General features: G+C 65.1%; 10 protein-coding genes. 5 read left to right on the forward strand and 5 right to left on the reverse strand.

Annotation, left to right across the window (positions count from 1 at the left end; all coding sequences use genetic code 11):
* Positions 1-164 precede the first annotated feature (164 nt).
* A complete protein-coding gene (locus tag PCA20602_RS07345) occupies positions 165-1457 on the reverse strand; it encodes an NAD(P)/FAD-dependent oxidoreductase (RefSeq protein WP_150720670.1) in 1293 nt (430 codons plus the stop codon).
* A gap of 169 nt (positions 1458-1626) precedes the next feature.
* Here PCA20602_RS07345 and PCA20602_RS07350 point away from each other — a divergent pair, with 169 nt between their 5' ends.
* The 3 genes from PCA20602_RS07350 (at position 1627) to PCA20602_RS07360 (ending at position 4169) form a co-directional block, all read left to right on the forward strand.
* Complete coding sequence (locus tag PCA20602_RS07350) at positions 1627-2286, forward strand: TetR/AcrR family transcriptional regulator (protein WP_069340495.1); 660 nt, start codon at positions 1627-1629, stop codon at positions 2284-2286.
* 159 nt (positions 2287-2445) lie between these two features.
* Complete coding sequence (locus tag PCA20602_RS07355) at positions 2446-2799, forward strand: RidA family protein (RefSeq protein WP_039394400.1); 354 nt, start codon at positions 2446-2448, stop codon at positions 2797-2799.
* Positions 2800-2936: 137 nt separating this feature from the next.
* A complete protein-coding gene (locus PCA20602_RS07360; protein WP_150720671.1) occupies positions 2937-4169 on the forward strand; it encodes an NAD(P)/FAD-dependent oxidoreductase in 1233 nt (410 codons plus the stop codon).
* A gap of 124 nt (positions 4170-4293) precedes the next feature.
* Here PCA20602_RS07360 and PCA20602_RS07365 read toward each other — a convergent pair whose 3' ends face one another.
* The 4 genes from PCA20602_RS07365 to PCA20602_RS07380 all read right to left on the reverse strand — a co-directional run bounded on the left by PCA20602_RS07365 (position 4294) and on the right by PCA20602_RS07380 (position 10504).
* Positions 4294-6054: a C40 family peptidase gene (locus PCA20602_RS07365; protein WP_246182073.1), complete on the reverse strand. Its 1761-nt coding sequence runs from the start codon at positions 6052-6054 to the stop codon at positions 4294-4296.
* A gap of 142 nt (positions 6055-6196) precedes the next feature.
* Positions 6197-8728, reverse strand: coding sequence for a TonB-dependent siderophore receptor (locus PCA20602_RS07370; protein ID WP_174980886.1), 2532 nt, complete (start codon positions 8726-8728; stop codon positions 6197-6199).
* 151 nt (positions 8729-8879) lie between these two features.
* The gene (locus PCA20602_RS07375) at positions 8880-9971 is read right to left on the reverse strand and encodes a FecR domain-containing protein (protein ID WP_150720673.1); all 1092 of its coding nucleotides are present in this window, start codon (positions 9969-9971) and stop codon (positions 8880-8882) included.
* Complete coding sequence (locus PCA20602_RS07380) at positions 9968-10504, reverse strand: sigma-70 family RNA polymerase sigma factor (RefSeq protein WP_246182074.1); 537 nt, start codon at positions 10502-10504, stop codon at positions 9968-9970. The genes PCA20602_RS07375 and PCA20602_RS07380 overlap by 4 nt, the downstream gene beginning before the upstream one ends.
* Positions 10505-10820: 316 nt before the next feature.
* Here PCA20602_RS07380 and uvrA point away from each other — a divergent pair, with 316 nt between their 5' ends.
* Together uvrA and PCA20602_RS07390 are read left to right on the forward strand one after the other, a co-directional pair.
* A complete protein-coding gene (gene uvrA, locus PCA20602_RS07385; RefSeq protein ID WP_150720674.1) occupies positions 10821-16769 on the forward strand; it encodes an excinuclease ABC subunit UvrA in 5949 nt (1982 codons plus the stop codon).
* Between the two features lie 337 nt (positions 16770-17106).
* The gene (locus tag PCA20602_RS07390; protein ID WP_150720675.1) at positions 17107-17412 is read left to right on the forward strand and encodes a DUF4148 domain-containing protein; all 306 of its coding nucleotides are present in this window, start codon (positions 17107-17109) and stop codon (positions 17410-17412) included.
* Positions 17413-17436 lie beyond the last annotated feature (24 nt).

Genomic DNA, 17436 nt, shown 5'->3' on the forward strand with positions numbered 1-17436 from the left:
CGGGGAATAGGACCCGCCCGGCTCACGTGCCGCGCGCGACGAGCGCGACGCACGGGACGTCTTGGACGGGGATGCGGACGCCGCAGACGACGCAACGGAGGACGTTCCAGAGGCGCGGCTGCTGCCGCTTCGGTTCGGGCAATTGGTTCGGTCGCTTCGCATGATCAGGCCAGCCGGATGCGCGGCCCGCGAAGGCCGCCGAGTTTTTCCGCGCTCATCAACACCGTCGCACGAGCGAACCCGTGCAACGCATGCTGATGACGCCGGTACAACATGGCGTGGCTCCACTGCGCAAAGCGTCCGCGCACGATGCCACCTTTGAAAAAGCCGAATCGCCCGAGCGCCCCGAACGCGTTGTAGCCAGACAGCGACAACGACGCGCCAGGATCGCGATAAGCGAACGGCGGAATTGCGCGACCCTCAAGCCACGCGCCAAGATGACGGCCCAGATGCGCCGCCTGTTGTGTCGCCACCTGTGCCGTCGGCGGCAATGCACATTCCCCCTGCTCCGCTGCCAGCGATGCACAGTCGCCAAGGGCAAAGACGCGTTCGTCCTGCGCCGTCTGCAAAGTGGCGCGAACGACAATCTGATTCGCTTCGTTGGTCGTCAATCCGCCAATGCCGCGCAGACAGTCCGGTGCCTTCACACCCGCCGCCCACACCAGCAGATCGCCGGGAATCAACTGACCGTCGTCGCGGTAGAAACCGTCGCGATCCGCACACACGATGCGCGTATCCGTCAGTACACGAAAGCCCAACTGTTCGAGCTGCGCCTGTGTCGATGCCGATACGTCCGGCGGGAATGCCCCGAGCACACGCGGCCCGCGCTCCACCAGCGTGAGCTTCAGTCGCTCGCAGATCTGCGGGTCGCCATAGCCGGCCGCCAACGCAAACGAACGGCTCAACTCGGCCGCGAGCGCCACGCCCGTCGTGCCGCCGCCGGCGATCACGATGCGCAACGCGTCGTCGTTCACTGCGCTGCTTAGCGCTTCGCAATGCAACGCTGCATTGAACGCTTCGGCCTGCGGTTGGCTATCGATGAAGTGACAGACGTCACGAACGCCCGGTACGCATGCGTCGTCGGCCTGTGAGCCGAGCGCGAGCACCAGCGCGTCGTAAGGCACGCGACGCTCGCTCAGCAAGCGCTTGCCGTCATGCCCCTCCATCTCTTCGAGCACAATCTCCCGACGCGCGCGATCGAGCCCGCTCATGCGTCCCGCCTGATACGTGAACCCGTTGCCGCACGCATGCGCGAGGTACGCCACCTGGGTGTGAGCCACGTCGCACGTGCCTGCCGCCACGGTGTGCAGCATCGGCTTCCAGAGATGGGTGGGATGACTGTCGACAAGTGTCACGCGCGCAGCACCGGTACGGCCGAGCGTTCTGCCCAGACGAGTGGCCAGCATCAGGCCGGCGATACCGCCACCGACGATCACGATTCGGTTTGCGCGAGACATTTGGGGGGAAATGTCAAATTCAACAAGTGATGAATAAGCGCATAATAGCGAGCGTGTACCCGACGTGTCAAATAGGAAGTGTCTGGGCAGGCAGGTGCGTTCGGGTCGGGTAGACTTGTGGCACTGCTCGCGCAAACGACTCTCGCAAATTCCACTAACCCATCACTCAATGACTCCGACCAAAGCCATCTCGCAACCCGATTCGCCTCGCAAACGCACCCGCGGGCGCCCGACGTGCGACTGCACGCATGGGGCCGACGCGCTGCTGCTCAACGCCCGTCGTATCTTCGCGCAGCGTGGCTTTTATGCGAGCAGCGTGCGGCAGATTGCCGAGGCGTCAGGGGTCGATGCTGCGTTGATTTCGCATCATTTCGGGTCGAAAGAGGCGTTGTGGGTCGCTGTGGTGGATCAAATTGCGGGACTCACGCATTCGATGGTCGAGCAGACGAATGCGCTGCGTGACGCGCCGATGGAACCGTTCGAGCGCATCGAGCAGGCCGTGCGCCTGTTCGTGGAGGCCGTGTTCGAGAATCCGGACGTCGGCATGTTCTTCTCGACCGCCGCGACCGAGGAAGGCGAGCGGCTCGATATCCTGACCCAACGGCTGGTGCGGCCGTATCGCGACGCCATGGTGCCGCTCGTCGCCGACTGGCTCGAAGCGCAGAAGCGCCCCGTGTCGGACGCGGACGTGATGTTCTTCATGCTGACGTCGGCCATCAGCAAGACCGTGTCGTACCGCCACATGATGGGGCCGTTCCTGCCCCCCGAAGGCATGGCCGACCTCAAGCGCACCGTGCTCGATTGCGCGATGGCGCTGATCCGGCAGTAACGCGTCGAGCGTTCGCCGGGCTTTGGCCCAACGCAATCGCTGACGCTCGTTCCATTCGTCGATCTGGACTGGACGCGGCCCCGAAGACACCGCAAGCGTCGTATAAGATAGCGGCACTCGGGCCGACTCCCGGCCCGTCTCATTTTTTCGGTGCCCCCTATGTCGAACGAAATCAAGCGTCTGCATACCAACGCTCGCATGAGCCAGATCGTGATCGCCAACGGCGTGGTGTATCTGGCCGGCCAGGTGCCCGACACGGCGAACGTGTCCGTCACGCAGCAAACCACCGAAATCCTCACCCGCATCGATTCGCTACTCGCCGAGGCCGGCGTGAACAAGTCGCGTCTTCTCACCGCCAACATCTGGTTGTCGGATGCCAAGCACTTCGCCGAATTCAACGCCGTGTGGGACGCCTGGGTGCCCGAAGGCCACGCCCCGACGCGTGCCTGCGTGCAGTCGCCGCTGATGCGCGCCGGGCTCGAAGTCGAAATCGCCGTGACCGCGCTGGCGTAACGTCGCCGCACTGGATTTCGCCGTACCCCGGCGCGTCCGGCTACCTTCCGGGCTCACCCCTGCGACTTTCGCGAGCGAGCCCGACGCTTTTCTCCGCTCCCTCTCAGATCGTCTGACGACGTGTCAGACGCATGCCCATGACGTTCGACGCCCTTGTGCTTGGTGCCGGTATCGTTGGTGTTTCCGTCGCGGTCCATTTGCAGCGACGCGGCATGTCGGTCGCGCTCGTCGACCGCAAGTCACCCGGCAACGAAACCTCGTTCGGTAATGCGGGGCTGATTCAACGCGAAGGCGTGTATCCGTACGCGTTTCCGCGTGATCCCGGCACCCTGCTCCGCTTCGCTCGCAATCGCTCCACCGATGTGCGCTACCACCCGTCGGCGATGGGCACGGTCGCGCCCTTTCTCGCGCGCTACTGGTATCACTCCGAACCGTCGCGTCATGCGCAGATTGCACGTCACTACAGCACGTTGATCGCGCATTGCGTGACGGAGCATCGTGAACTGATTGCGGCGTCGGGGGCGGCGCATTTGCTGCGCGAAGGCGGTTGGGTCAAGGTGTTTCGCACCGGTGCCGCGATGGACGCCGCGCAACGCGACGCCGAGCGCTGGCACACCGAGTACGGCGTGCCGTTCGAGCGGCTCGATGCGACGCGTCTGCGAGACGACGAGCCGTCGCTTACGCACGCGCTCGTCGGTGGTCTGCGTTACACGGCATCGGATTCCGTCAGCGATCCGGGGGCGCTCGTCGAGGCCTATTCGCGTTACTTCGAATCGCTTGGCGGACGCATCTTCGTCGGCGACGCGACGACGTTGCAGCCGCGCTGGTCGGTGCGCACGGAAGCCGGTCGCATCGAAGGACGTCGTGCTGTCGTCGCCCTCGGTCCGTGGGCCGATACCGTGACGCGTGCATTGGGCTACCGCTTCCCGCTGGCCGTCAAGCGCGGCTATCACATGCACTATCGCGCGCAGCCGGGCGCGCGCCTCAATCAACCGGTGCTCGACGCAGAGCACGGCTTCCTCATCACGCCGATGACGCGCGGCATTCGTCTGACGACGGGTGTCGAACTCGGGCGTCGCGACACACCACCCACGCCGGTGCAACTGGCCGCGGTGGAACCGCTGGCGCGCGACACGTTCCCGCTGGGCGAGCGCGTCGATCCGTCGCCATGGCTTGGCCGTCGGCCCTGTACTCCCGACATGAAGCCGGTCATCGGGCCCGCACCGCGTCATCGGGATCTGTGGTTCGCGTTCGGTCATGCCCATCATGGTCTGACGCTCGGGCCGGTGACCGGCCGTCTCGTGGCCGAGATGATGACCGGCGAGACGCCGCTCGTCGACCCATCGCCGTTCAGCGCGGAGCGTTTCTGAACGTCCGGGCATAGGCATTGCGGCGCTCGCCGCCGAATGTCGTCACACGTCGCTACATGTCGGTGATGCACGACGATGGCCCAGGACCCGGCGCCCGTGCGTGAAACCGCACGGTGTTCAGAAACTACTGCGGCATCTCTTCTTCGGATTCGACGTCGGGAGCGTGTGCACTGTCACCGCTGTCCGACGCGTCGCCGCCGATCACGCTGATCTCGAACAGCGGCTTGCCCGCGAGCGAGCGAACGTCGGGATCTTCAGGATAGGTCTTGAGCAACGGCAGGATGACCGAACCGCCGATCACGTTGCGGCGGCTGTTATCCGCCGGTGACAGTCCCCACACGTTTTGATAAGTCATCGGCACGCTCGCCGTCTCGTCGCCCCCGGCAGGCGTGGCTCGGGTGGCATTACCGAGATACAACATGATGTGACCGTTGATGTGGATGAGCGTCATGAGCGGACGTCCCCGCTCGGCCAGCACACGCAATCGCGTATCGATATCGGCATGGCGCAGATCGGTGCGTTTGCCCGCCCGCAGTTGATCGGACGAGTGACGCGGCAGCCATACGCCGAACGGCGCGAAGAGGCTGCGTGTCTCGGCGGAGCAATCGTTGTAGAACAGCGTGTTGCCCCAGCCATACGGGTGCCCGATCTGTTGCTTCATCACCTGCGCCATGTGCCGGGGCGTCAGCGTCCACGGCATCGGCACGAGGGCCGAGGCGTCGAGCGCGGTCATACGGATCTGCGCGCGACGCTGGGCGTCGGCCACGGGGATCATTGCGAATTGACGTCCGTCGCGAGACCGTGTCATGGGCAGCACCGTACCGATCGGGGCGAACGTCCGGTAGATGGCGTTCGTCGTGCCCGGTACGGTGTCGGCCAGCGGCACGTCGCCTTGCACGATGGCGCCCAGCTCGCGCTGCGCGGCCGCGCGCCAGGTGGCGACGAAACGCTCGTCGACAGATGCCACCGTGCGAGCTTCGACCCATCCGATCAGATCCGGGGAATAGACGAGCAGCCACGCGCCGTCGTTGCTGCGCGCCAGCGCGTAGACCGGCGTGCCGGGGCGCAACGCGGAGTCTTGCAGGGCGTCGAACGGATAACCCTCGCCCGCTTCCCGGAAATCGTAGAACGCGGGGTCGCGGGTCGGCAGCAGGCGCACCAGCGCGTTATCGACGGTGATGCCGCGCCGTCGCGGGTCGTAAGCCCAGCTTGCGTGATCGGCGTCGAGTTGGGCGAGCGCCATGTTCGTTTCGATGGCGCGGGCCCATGCCGGGGTATGCGGCTGGAAGTTCTCGCCGTACGTCTTGCGCACGCCCGGACGGTTATTGTCGAAGCGTCGCGCGCGGCGGGCCTGCGAGTCGGCGATCTGCGATGCACCAGCGGCGTTGAGCAGTGACGTCGACAGCCATGCACCGTTCCACGGTGACGGATCGCGTGGCGCGGTGCCGAAGTATCGCGCGCGGAAGGCCGCGAATCGCTTCGCCTGCTCCTGTGCGGAAAGTAGCGGTTGATCGTAGTTGGGCGCGTCGGGCCGGATCCAGCGATCGACGTCCTGATCGTAGTGCTCGATGGGGAAACGGCTGACGTTATAGCGCGTGGCCGGGGCGGCCGTCGCCGATGGATGCAACGTCGATGAAGACGTCGAAGTCGTCGATGACGATTCGGGGCTACTCGCACACGCCGTGAGGATGACGAGCGGCAGGAGGACGGCGAGGCGCGTCCTGCGTTGCGGCGTGAGTGAAGTCCGGCGGGTATGCGCCGAGCCCCGCGCGAGGGGGAGCGAGACGTCTGCCGGACGGGCTGACTGAGCGCAGACCGAAGCATTTGCCAAAGCCAGAGCGGCGATGTACTGCATCGCGTCGCGCACCGCGTGAATTGCGCCCATGTCGTGCGTGAGAGAGCTGGAATCCCGCCATGCTACTCCATCCGTTTACGTCGACAAGGGCGCGATGCCGGGCCGATTCCCAATATTCCCAATACGACCCGGCGCTTCGCGTTACAGCTTCGCGTTACGGCTTCTGGCGCGCTTACCAGCGTGCCGTAATACTGCCGATCACGGTGCGTCCCGTGCCGTAGTAGCACTGCACGGTGGTGTTGCAGCCTGCTACGTAGGTACGGTCGAACAGGTTGCTCGCGTTCAGTTGCAGACGCCAGCGCCAGCCGATGTCGGCGTGCAGCGAGGCGTCGACGAGCGTCACGCTCGCCACCGAGAAGGAGTTCGCCGAGTCGCCGGCCGTCTGCCCCAGATAGCGGATGCCTGCGCCCGCGCCGAGCTTGGCATCGCCCACGCTGCCGAAGTTGTAGTCGGCCCACAGCGACGCCATGTTGCGCGGCACGCCATACGGACGCTTGCCCAGATCGGCGTTGTTGCTGCGGGTGACTTCCACGTCCTGATAGGTGTAGCTCGCGACCATGTTCAGACGCGACGTCAGGCTCATGCGAGCTTCGAGTTCCACGCCGCGCGAACGCACTTCACCCGTCTGGATGGTGTTGCGCGTGTTGGCCGGATCGGCGGTCGAGACATTTTGCTGCGTCAGGTTGAAGAGCGACGCCGTGAAGAGTGCGGCGGTATTCACGGGCTGATACTTCAGGCCGATCTCGTACTGCTGACCGGTCGTGGGTTGCAGCGGCGTGCCCGCGAGGTTCGTCGACAGGGTGGGCAGGAACGACGTCGAATAGCTGAAGTACGGCGACAGGCCGATGGCCGATTCGTACAGCAGACCGGCGCGCCACGTGAACTTGTTCGGCGTTTGCTCGACCGACGTTTTTGCGATGTTGTTGTCCGTCGTCGACCACGTGAAGTCCTCGCGTGCGCCGAGCGTGAGATACCAGCGATCCCAGCGCATCTGATCCTGCAAGTACAGGCCGAGCTGCGTCTGTGTCTGGTCGGTGCTGGTCGTCGGATTGGCAGGCAGTACGCCCTTCACGCCGTAGACGGGCGCGTAGAGATCGAGCGACGGTGCGGTGCCCGTCCATACGCGGTTGAGGAAGCGTTGCGTCTGGAAGTCCACGCCGCCGACCACCTTGTGCGCGACGGGGCCGGTCGTCGTGTCGTACTGCACGTTGTTGTCGAGCTGCCAGCCGTTCAGGATCGGCTCGGCCTGATACGCGGTGCGTTGATACGTGCGTTGGTCGGCCAGCAGCGCGGTGCCGTAGATCGACTTGTAGTCGAGATCCATGTGCGTGAAGCGGGCCGTCGAGCGAATTTGCAGCGCGTCGTTCACGCGGTGTTCGAACCGGTAGCCGGTCGCGACCTGCGTCTTGCGGTAGCGGTCGAACGACGGGTCGCCGGTCAGCAAATCGCGGTCGATGCGACCCCAGCGCGACGGATTCACCATGCCGAGCGCCGGGCCGTAACTGACTGACGACCCCATGTTGTCCTGCGTGTAGTTGACGAACCACGTGAAGCTGGTGCGCGCGTTCGGGCGCCACGTGATCGACGGCTGGAGCATGATGCGATCGTCGCTGACGTTGTCCGTCTGCGCATTCGACATGCGGCCGAGACCGGTGATGCGGTACAGCAGCGTGCCGTCTTCGTTGGCCGGACCCGTCATGTCGACGCGAAGCTGCCGACGGTCGAACGTGCCGTAGTCGATGCCGATCTCGCGATACGGCTCGGCGCTCGGCGCCTTGCTTACGAGATTGACGAGGCCGCCCAGGTTGCCCGCGCCGTAGAGGATCGAGCTGGGGCCGCGCAGCACTTCCACACGCTCCAGGGTGTACGGGTCGACGCGCACGGCGGCGTAGCTGCCGGGACGGTTGGCGATCTGCGGCAGACGCAGGCCGTCCCAATAGACGTCGGCGTTGAAGCCGCGAATGTAGAACCAGTCGGCGCGGGTGTCGCTGCCGTAGGGATCGGCGTTGATGCCGGCGGCGTACTTGAGGGCGTCGGTCACCGTCTGCACGGCCTGATCGTTCATCTGATCGCGCGGGATCACGCTGATCGACTGCGACGTCTGCATGATCGACGTGTCCGACTTCGTTGCCGTGTCGCTGCGTGTCGCGACATAGCCGACGACCGGGCCGCGGGCGACGTCGCGCTCGGCGCGTGCGTTGACGTCCGTTTGCGGCAGCGCGACGGCCGGACCTGCGGCGGCGCCGGTGGCGTTCGGGCCGGGCGCGACGATGTAGCCGCCGTTGGGCTGGCCGGTCGCTTGCAGGCCGGTGCCTTCGATCAGCATCGCCAGGGCGAGCGTGGGTGTGTATGTGCCGGACACGCCTGCCGTGCGTTTGTCGGCGATCTGGGCGGCGTCGTACGAAATCATCAGGCCGGTTTGCTGCGCAAACGCGACCAGCCCTTGTTGCAGTGAGCCCGCAGGGATGTGCAGCGACTGTGCGGCACGCGCGGTCGTTGCGGGGGATGCCGTCTGCGCGTGGGCATTCGACGCGGTGAGTGCACTGACAGCCGTGGCGGCAGCAATGGCGCTCAGAGCGAACAGCGTACCGGTCGCCAGCGTGACGGCGCGCTGGGTGACGTGTCGGGCGAGGGCGGTTTCAGCACGGGCGAACGTGCGGACACGTGCGGCACGCAGGGGCGTGGGGCTGACGTGAGAAGACATGACGGCGGATTCCTTTCGTTGGCGCATCGAAACATCGAAATCGAAACGGGGCTTTCCTGTCTATGCCCCGCGAGATTCGAAAACCCCTCATCCGACGTCAAAATATTTTTGGACGGTGTGCCGCAGGCGGCGCTGGCGACGCCGTGGTGCTTCAGGTATGCGTGCGGTCGCCGCCGACGGCGCGCAATGTGGGTGGGCTGTCCGACGATTTGCCGGAGCGTGTGCCGGAAGGGTTGCCGGGCTGTACGCGCACGAACCAGCGGGTGAAGCGCTGGACCTCGACGGGTAACGCGCGCGAGAGCATGTCGAGCACGCGGTCGGTGTCGTCGACCGGATAGATGCCCGAGACGCGCAGGTTCGCGATGTCGGGCGCGCAGCCGAGGTGGCCGCGTCGGTAGCGGCCGAGTTCCGCGAGGAAGTCGCCGAGCGGCATCGCGTGGACGATGAGCATGCCTTGCGTCCACGCCGCCGCGGCGTTGGCGATGGCGACGTCGTCGAAGCGCGAGCGCACGGCGGCGGCGTCGAAGGTCGCGCCTTGCCCGGCGGTGAGGATCGTCGCGCCGTTGGCCATATTTCCAACGTTGGCGGGAGCGACACGCACCGCACCTTCGAGGACCGCGACGGCGGCGCTGCCCTCGTGCTGGCGCACGGTGAAGCGCGTGCCGAGTGCCTGGAGGCTGCCTTGCGCGGTATCGACGAAGAACGGGCGATGGCCGTGATCGGCATCGGCGCCGGTCGTGATGGCGATTTCCCCGCGCACGAGGCGCAGGCGTCGCACGTCCTGCGAGACATGCACGTCGACGGCGGAATCGGTGTTGAGCGCGAGCACGGTGCCGTCCGCCAGTTGCACGGTGCGGCGCTCGCCGACTCCTGTGCTGAAGTCCGCACGCCATGCCCTTACGGCGTTCGAGTCGCCGACGGACCAGACGGCCCCGGTCACCCCCGCGACGGCGAGCAGGCCGAGTACGCGCCGACGTCCCTGATTCGCTCGCGTGCGCACGAGCGTGGTGTGCGCGACGAGCGGTGGAATGGTTCGCAAATGCGTGCCGAAGTCGACGAGGCGCTGCCAGGCGAGCGCGTGCCGCGCGTCGGCGTCGTGCCACTGTTGCCAGGCGGCTTGCGCGTTGGCGTCGGTCGTCGCTTGCAAGCGGACGAACCATTCCGTGGCTGCCAGCGTGATCGCCTCGGGCAGCAGGGATGCCGCTGGGGCGGCGCCATGAGCGGACGGCGGGCGCAGGCTCATGCGTGCGTCCCTCCGAAGCAGCAGGCGTGGAGCGCCTTGACGATGTGACGTTGCACGGTGGCGATGGAGATGCCGAGGGTCTCGGCGATCTCGCGTTGGGCGAGGCCGTCGAGTTGCGACATGAGAAAGACGCGGCGTACGACCGGCGGCAGGCCGTCGAGGCGCCGGTCGATGTCGATGAGTGTCTGGAGCAGGATCGCGCGGGCTTCGGGGTCGGGGGCTACCGCCTCGGGCTGGGCGGAGAGCGCTTCGAGATAGGCCGCTTCGATCTTGCGATGCCGATGCAGATTGGCGACGAGCCCCTGCGCGACGACGGTGAGGAAGGCGCGGGGTTCACGCGGGCAGACGGGGGTGTCCTTGCTGAGCAGACGCACAAAGGTGTCGTGCGCGAGGTCGGCGGCGTCGCCGTGGTTGCCGAGCTTGCGATGCAGCCAGTTGCGCAACCAGCCGTGGTGATCGTGATAGAGCGCAGCCACGCCGGACGCGTCGGCGCGTGCGTAGTCCTGGCGTCCCCCGTTGTCGTCACGCATCATGGTTTTGGCTCGGCTGCATGTACCTGCAACCGTCACTGATCTAGCAGCTTTTGAGGTTAATGATAATCATTCGCATCATATCACGACCTGTCGCATGACTTGTCGCGCGGTGACGGATAGAAGGCAAATTAGTGGTTTGGGGTGTTCTCCGAATTAAGACCACCGTCAACGCGGGAATCGCTTGGTGCTGTACAAATGTACAGTACAATCCCAGCGTGCCGGGCGACGCATGGATGCTGCCAGCGACTGTCGTATCGGCCTGATAGAGTAGTTACCCCAAAGCGCGCATGCGCTCTCTCGTCTGCCCAGAGACCAAGTGGATAAGCCTTCCTCGAAACCCGTCCCGTCGGCCAGCCACGCCATCCGTATTCGTGGCGCCCGCCAGCACAACCTCAAGAACCTCGACGTCGATCTCCAGACCGGTGAGATGACCGTCGTGACCGGTCCGTCCGGTTCCGGCAAGTCGAGCCTGGTGTTCGACACGCTGTTCGCCGAAGGCCAGCGGCGCTATGTCGAGACCTTCAGTGCCTATGCCCGGCAGTTCCTGGACCGCATGGATCGTCCCCAGGTCGATCATGTGGAAGGCGTGCCGCCCGCCATCGCCATCGATCAGACCAACCCCGTGCGCAGCTCGCGCTCGACGGTCGGCACGATGACCGAACTCAACGACCACCTCAAGCTGCTCTTCGCCCGTGCGGCGGCGCTGTTCGATCGCGAAACCGCGCAGCCGGTGCGTCACGACACGCCCGAAACGATCTACGCCGATCTCATGGCGCGCACCGCGCAGAACGATCCGCGTCTGGTCGTCACGTTCCCGGTCGAATTGCCCGGCAGTGTCACGCCCGACGAGGTCGAGCAATGGCTCTCGGCGTCCGGCTACACGCGCGTGCAGGCCGAGCGCGAAATCACCACCGCCGAGGGCACGCGCAAGGTGCTCGACGTCGTGGCCGATCGCTTCCGCCTGCAGAACACCGAGAAGGCGCGCGCGATGGAAGCCATCGAGTCGTCGCTCAAACGTGGTCGCGCTCGCGTGAACGTCTACGTGCTTGCCGAGGCCGGCGAGCCGGAAATCTGGCGCTACTCGCAAGACCTGCACTGCCCGGACAGCGATCTGCACTACGCCGATCCGCAACCGGCGCTCTTCTCTTTCAACTCGGCCTACGGCGCGTGCGAAGCGTGTCGCGGCTTCGGCCGCGTGATCGGTGTCGATCTCGGGCTGGTAATTCCGGACGAGCGCAAGACGCTGCGCGGTGGCGCCATCAAGACCATCCAGACGCCGGCGTGGAAGGAGATTCAGGAGGACTTGCTGGAGTACTCGGGCAAGGCCGGCATCCCCCGCGATACGCCTTGGTCGAAGCTGTCGCCAGAGCATCGCGAGTGGGTCATCGAAGGCGATCCCGACTGGCAGGGCGAGTGGAACAAGCAGTGGTACGGCATTCGCCGCTTTTTCGGCTATCTGGAGTCGAAAGCGTACAAGATGCACATCCGCGTGCTGCTCTCGAAGTACCGCAGCTACACCACGTGCGAAACCTGCGGCGGTGCGCGTCTGAAGACGGAAGGCCTGCTGTGGCGGCTCGGCTCGAAAGAGAACGCCGACGCCGTGCTGTCGCCCGCCCAGCGCTTCATGCCGCGTGGCGTGTCGTGGTCGCGCGAGCAGCTCGAAGCGCTGCCCGGCCTGACCATGCACGATCTGATGCTCATGCCGATCACGCGGGTGCGTCAGTTCTTCGATTCGCTCACGTTCCCCTCCAGCCTGCTCGACGACGCGCTCAAGCTCCTGCAGGAAGAGGTCGGTACGCGTCTGAAGTATCTGTGCGATGTCGGCATCGGTTACCTCACGCTCGATCGTCAGAGCCGCACGCTCTCGGGCGGTGAGGTGCAACGTATCAACCTGACGACGGCGCTCGGCACGTCGCTCGTCAACACGCTCTTTGTGCTCGATGAGCCGAGTATCGGCCTGCATCCGCGCGATATGGACCGCATCGTGGCGGCCATGCATCGCCTGCGCGACGCCGGTAACACGCTGGTCGTCGTGGAGCACGATCCGGCGGTGATGCTCGCCGCCGACCGTGTCATCGACATGGGGCCGGGACCGGGCGAGCGCGGCGGTCAGATCGTGTTCGACGGCACGCCGGAGGAAGTGCGGCGCGCCGACACGCTGACCGGCAGCTACCTCGGTGGACGCAAGCACGTGGCGAATGCGTCGAACTGGCGGGCGCGCCCGGTGGACGACGCCACGCCGCGCCTGACCGTGACCGGCGCGCGCGAGCACAACCTCAAGCATGTCAACGTCGACATTCCGCTCGGACGCCTCGTGTGCGTGACCGGCGTATCCGGCTCGGGCAAATCGACGCTGGTGCAGGACATTCTGAGCCCGGCGCTGGCGCGTCACTTCGGTGATCCGACCGAGGCGCCCGGTGCACACGACGAGTTAATCGGCGCCGAACAACTGTCGGGCGTGGTGTTCGTCGATCAGTCCCCCATCGGCAAAACGGCACGTTCGAACCCGGCGAGCTATGTCGGGGCGTTCGACGAGATCCGCAAACTCTTTGCCGCAGAACCGGTGGCGCTGCAACGCGGCTACAACGCCAGCACGTTCAGCTTCAACTCCGGCAACGGCCGCTGCCCGACGTGCGGCGGTTCCGGCTTCGAACACGTGGAGATGCAGTTCCTGAGCGACGTGTATCTGCGTTGCCCGGATTGCGACGGCAAGCGTTACCGCGCCGAAGTGCTCGACGTGAAGATCCAGCGCGCGGTCCCGGGCGAAGCGATGCGTGAACTGAGCGTGTCGGATGTGCTCGAACTCACTGTCAACGAAGCCGTCAAGCTGTTCTCGTCGGATCGCGACGTGCTGCGCGTGTTGCAGCCGATCGTGGACGTCGGTCTGGAATACGTGAAGCTCGGCCAGCCGGTGCCCACGCTCTCGGGCGGTGAAGCGCAACGTCTGAAGCTTGCGGGTTTCCTCGCGGAAGCGGCGCAGAAGAAGACGGCCAGCGGCCAGAAGGTCGCACATCGCGGCCGTCTCTTCATCTTCGACGAGCCGACGACCGGCCTGCACTTCGACGATATCGCGAAGCTCATGCGTGCGTTCGGCAAGTTGCTCGACGGCGGCAACTCGCTGCTCGTCATCGAACACAACCTGGACGTGGTGCGCGCCGCAGACTGGATCATCGACCTGGGGCCGGAAGGCGGCGAGGGCGGTGGCGAAGTGCTGTGCGCCGGCACGCTGGCGCATGTTGTCGCTCGCGAAGGCTCGCACACCGGCCGCGCCCTCGCCGACTACGAGCGCACGGTCGTCGCACCGGGGCTGGCCGTGGCGGCTGGCAACACCACTGGCGATGCGGGCATGCCGCTGCAAACGGCGTTGCGGGCTGCGCGCGCGCATCGCAAGCCGGCGGGCGGCGACGACATTCGCATCGTCAACGCTCGCGAGCACAACCTCAAGTCGCTCGACGTGGCGATTCCGCGCGGCAAGTTCAGTGTGATCACCGGGGTGTCCGGCTCGGGCAAATCGACGCTCGCGTTCGACATTCTGTTCAACGAGGGACAACGCCGGTATCTCGAATCGCTCAATGCCTACGCGCGTTCCATCGTGCAACCGGCGGGACGCCCCGAGGTCGACGCGGTGTACGGCATTCCGCCGACCGTCGCCATCGAGCAACGTCTGTCGCGCGGCGGGCGCAAGAGTACGGTGGCGACGACCACGGAAGTCTGGCACTTCCTGCGTCTGCTGTACGTGAAGCTCGGCATTCAGCATTGCATCCACGATGGCGCACCGGTCACGGCGCAAAGTCCCGACTCCATCGTCGCGCAACTGATGCGCGACCGTCGCGGTCAGCACGTGGGGCTGCTCGCGCCGCTGGTCGTCGGACGCAAGGGGATCTACACCGATCTGGCGAAGTGGGCCAAGGCGCGCGGGCATTCGCATCTGCGTGTCGACGGCGTGTTCCTGCCGGTCGATCCGTGGCCGAAGCTCGATCGTTTCCGCGAGCACACCATCGAATTGCCAGTCGGCGACGTGGTGATCGCGCCCGAGAACGAAGGTCTGCTGCGTACGCTGCTGGCGGCGGCGCTGGAACTTGGCAAGGGCGTGATGCATCTGCTCGCGCCGCTCGATGGTCTGGACGACACGATGTCGGATGAGCAACCGGGCGAAGGCGTGGGCGAGATCGAGGTGTTCTCGGTCAAGCGTGCGTGCCCGGTGTGCGGCACGAGCTACCCGGATCTCGATCCGCGCATGTTCTCGTTCAACAGCAAACACGGCTGGTGCACCACGTGTGTGGGCACCGGGCTGGCGCTCACGCGCGAGCAGCGTGAAGCGTTCGACGATACCGTCCTCAATCAGGACAACCGGGGGCGCGAACACTCGTTGCCGTCTCAGGAGCAGGAGCCGGAAGACGTGGGCGATCAGCCGTGTCCAGATTGTCATGGTGCGCGTCTGAACGGCGTGGCACGTGCGGTGACGTTCGACGCTCATGCGATTTCCGACGTCGCGCAATGGACCGTGACGGACGTACGCCAGTGGATTCAGGGGCTCGAACTGACCGGTCGCGACGCGAGCATTGCGCGCGATCTGATCAGCGAAATTCAGGGGCGTCTGGAGTTTCTCGAAGAGGTCGGTCTGGGCTACCTCACGCTCGACCGGGCCGCGCCGACGCTCTCGGGCGGCGAGTCGCAACGAATTCGTCTCGCGGCGCAGCTCGGCAGCAACTTGCAGGGCGTGTGCTACGTGCTGGACGAGCCGACCATCGGGCTGCATCCGCGCGACAACGGCATTCTGCTCGGCGCGTTGCGCAAGCTCGGCGACCAGGGCAACACGCTGGTCGTGGTCGAGCACGACGAGGATACGATTCGTCGCGCCGATCACATCATCGATATCGGCCCGGGCGCTGGGAAGCGCGGCGGCACGCTCGTGGCGCAGGGCAATGTGGCGGATCTCGCGTCGCATCCCGATTCGCTGACAGGCAAATTCCTCGCGCATCCGTTGCAGCATCCGCTTCAGCCGCGCCGGGAGGTCGTTGCCCCGGTGAAGGCCGGCAAGGGAGCGAAGGAAATCGAAGCCGTACCGCCGAACTGGCTGACGGTGCACGGCGCCACGCTGCACAACCTGAAGAACGTGACGGCATCGCTGCCGCTCTCGCGACTGACGGCGATCACCGGCGTTTCGGGCTCGGGCAAATCGACGCTCGCGCGCGATGTGCTCATGACGAACCTGCTCGATGCCGTGGGCCGATCGGTGCTGTCTTCGCCGGCGGAGCGTCGTGCGCGCAAGGGCTCGGTGCGTCATGTCGTGAAGGCGGACGGCAAACCGCGTGCGAAGTCGGACGCCCCGGCCGAGCCGAAGCGTCCGGTCGTGCATGCGTGGCATGGATGCGAGTCGGTGACCGGCTGGGAGATGATCGACCGCGTGCTCGAAGTCGACCAGACGCCGATCGGCAAGACCCCGCGTTCGTGCCCGGCGACGTACATCGGCTTCTGGGACACGATTCGACGGTTATTCGCCGATACGCTCGAAGCGCGCGCACGCGGCTATTCGGCGTCGCGTTTCTCGTTCAATACCGGCGAGGGACGTTGCCCGGCATGCGAAGGGCAAGGGGTGCGCACGATCGGCATGAGTTTCCTCGCCGACGTGAAGGTGCTGTGCGATGTCTGCCACGGGCAGCGCTTCAATGCCGAGACGCTGGCCGTGACGTGGCGCGGCAAGAGCATTGGCGACGTGCTGACGATGGAAGTGGACGAAGCCGTCGAATTCTTCGCGTCGATGCCGAGCATTGCGCATCCGCTGCAACTGATGCAGAACGTTGGCCTTGGCTATCTCACGCTGGGGCAGCCGTCGCCGACGTTGTCGGGCGGCGAAGCGCAGCGTATCAAGCTGGTGACGGAATTGACCAAGGTGCGCGACGACATCACGCGTCGCGGCCAGAAGTCGCCGCACACGCTGTATGTGCTCGACGAGCCAACCGTCGGTCTTCACATGGCGGACGTGGCACGGTTGATCAATGTGCTGCACCGGCTGGTGAACGGCGGGCATACGGTGATCGTCATCGAGCACAACCTCGATGTCATTGCCGAGGCCGACTGGATCGTCGACATGGGGCCGGAGGGTGGTAAGGATGGCGGGACGGTCGTTGCCGCCACGTCGCCCGACGCATTGGCGAAGGTCAAGGCGAGCCACACCGGTATCGCGCTCAAACCCGTGCTGGCGCAGACGGCGGGTCCGGGTGTCGAGACGGCGACCGCGCAGGAGGCGGCCACGGCGAAGTAGGTGCCGTAGCTGGACCATTCGTGACCTACGACGGGACGCCCGAATACGGCGTCCCGTCTTCGTTTCTGCCGGAGACTCTTGGAATTAATAATATATTTTAAATATACGAGAAATCTTCGCACTATAAGCTCGTATATCAAAGGTCATAACGAGAGTGTGCAATTACTTCTAAACGTATTGGCTCGACCGTCGATACCGGGAAATGTTTCCAATTATTTCTAAACAAGCAATTAGAAATAGACAATTATCGACTTTATTGCGATTGATGATGGCAATAGACTGCAACTGTCGACGATGAATTGAACATCGCCTCTTTCAAACAGACAGGAGAATCATCATGAAGCGCACTCTTATTACCTCTGCCCTGGTTTCTGCAATGCTGGCTGTCTCAGCCGGTTCGGCTTTCGCCAGCGATGCTTTCGACGGCCCGTCGGAGTTCTCGTGGGTGCCGCAGACCAGCGTGCTGACCCGCGCACAAGTTCGTGAAGAACTGGTGCAGGCGCAGAAGGCCGGCCTGCTGCAACAACATGACACGGTGTACCCGAAAGCCGTCTCGACGGTGGGTGGCGGTGCAGTGTCGGCGGTGACCCCGGGTTCGGTCGGCAACGCCCAGCTTGCTGGCAGCACCTACTTCGGTAACTAATCGCAATCGCGAATCGCTGTACTG

The organism is Pandoraea capi, assembly GCF_902459735.1.
Classification (GTDB): Bacteria; Pseudomonadota; Gammaproteobacteria; order Burkholderiales; family Burkholderiaceae; genus Pandoraea; species Pandoraea capi.

What these genes read in the sequence shown, in the direction of transcription:
- PCA20602_RS07360 (WP_150720671.1), top strand. Translation starts at nt 2,937, where the DNA reads ATGACGTTCGACGCCCTTGTGCTTGGTGCCGGTATCGTTGGTGTTTCC.
- PCA20602_RS07370 (WP_174980886.1), bottom strand. Translation starts at nt 8,728, where the DNA reads ATGTCTTCTCACGTCAGCCCCACGCCCCTGCGTGCCGCACGTGTCCGC.
- PCA20602_RS07355 (WP_039394400.1), top strand. Translation starts at nt 2,446, where the DNA reads ATGTCGAACGAAATCAAGCGTCTGCATACCAACGCTCGCATGAGCCAG.
- PCA20602_RS07375 (WP_150720673.1), bottom strand. Translation starts at nt 9,971, where the DNA reads ATGAGCCTGCGCCCGCCGTCCGCTCATGGCGCCGCCCCAGCGGCATCC.
- PCA20602_RS07365 (WP_246182073.1), bottom strand. Translation starts at nt 6,054, where the DNA reads ATGGGCGCAATTCACGCGGTGCGCGACGCGATGCAGTACATCGCCGCT.
- PCA20602_RS07390 (WP_150720675.1), top strand. Translation starts at nt 17,107, where the DNA reads ATGAAGCGCACTCTTATTACCTCTGCCCTGGTTTCTGCAATGCTGGCT.
- PCA20602_RS07345 (WP_150720670.1), bottom strand. Translation starts at nt 1,457, where the DNA reads ATGTCTCGCGCAAACCGAATCGTGATCGTCGGTGGCGGTATCGCCGGC.
- PCA20602_RS07380 (WP_246182074.1), bottom strand. Translation starts at nt 10,504, where the DNA reads ATGATGCGTGACGACAACGGGGGACGCCAGGACTACGCACGCGCCGAC.
- PCA20602_RS07350 (WP_069340495.1), top strand. Translation starts at nt 1,627, where the DNA reads ATGACTCCGACCAAAGCCATCTCGCAACCCGATTCGCCTCGCAAACGC.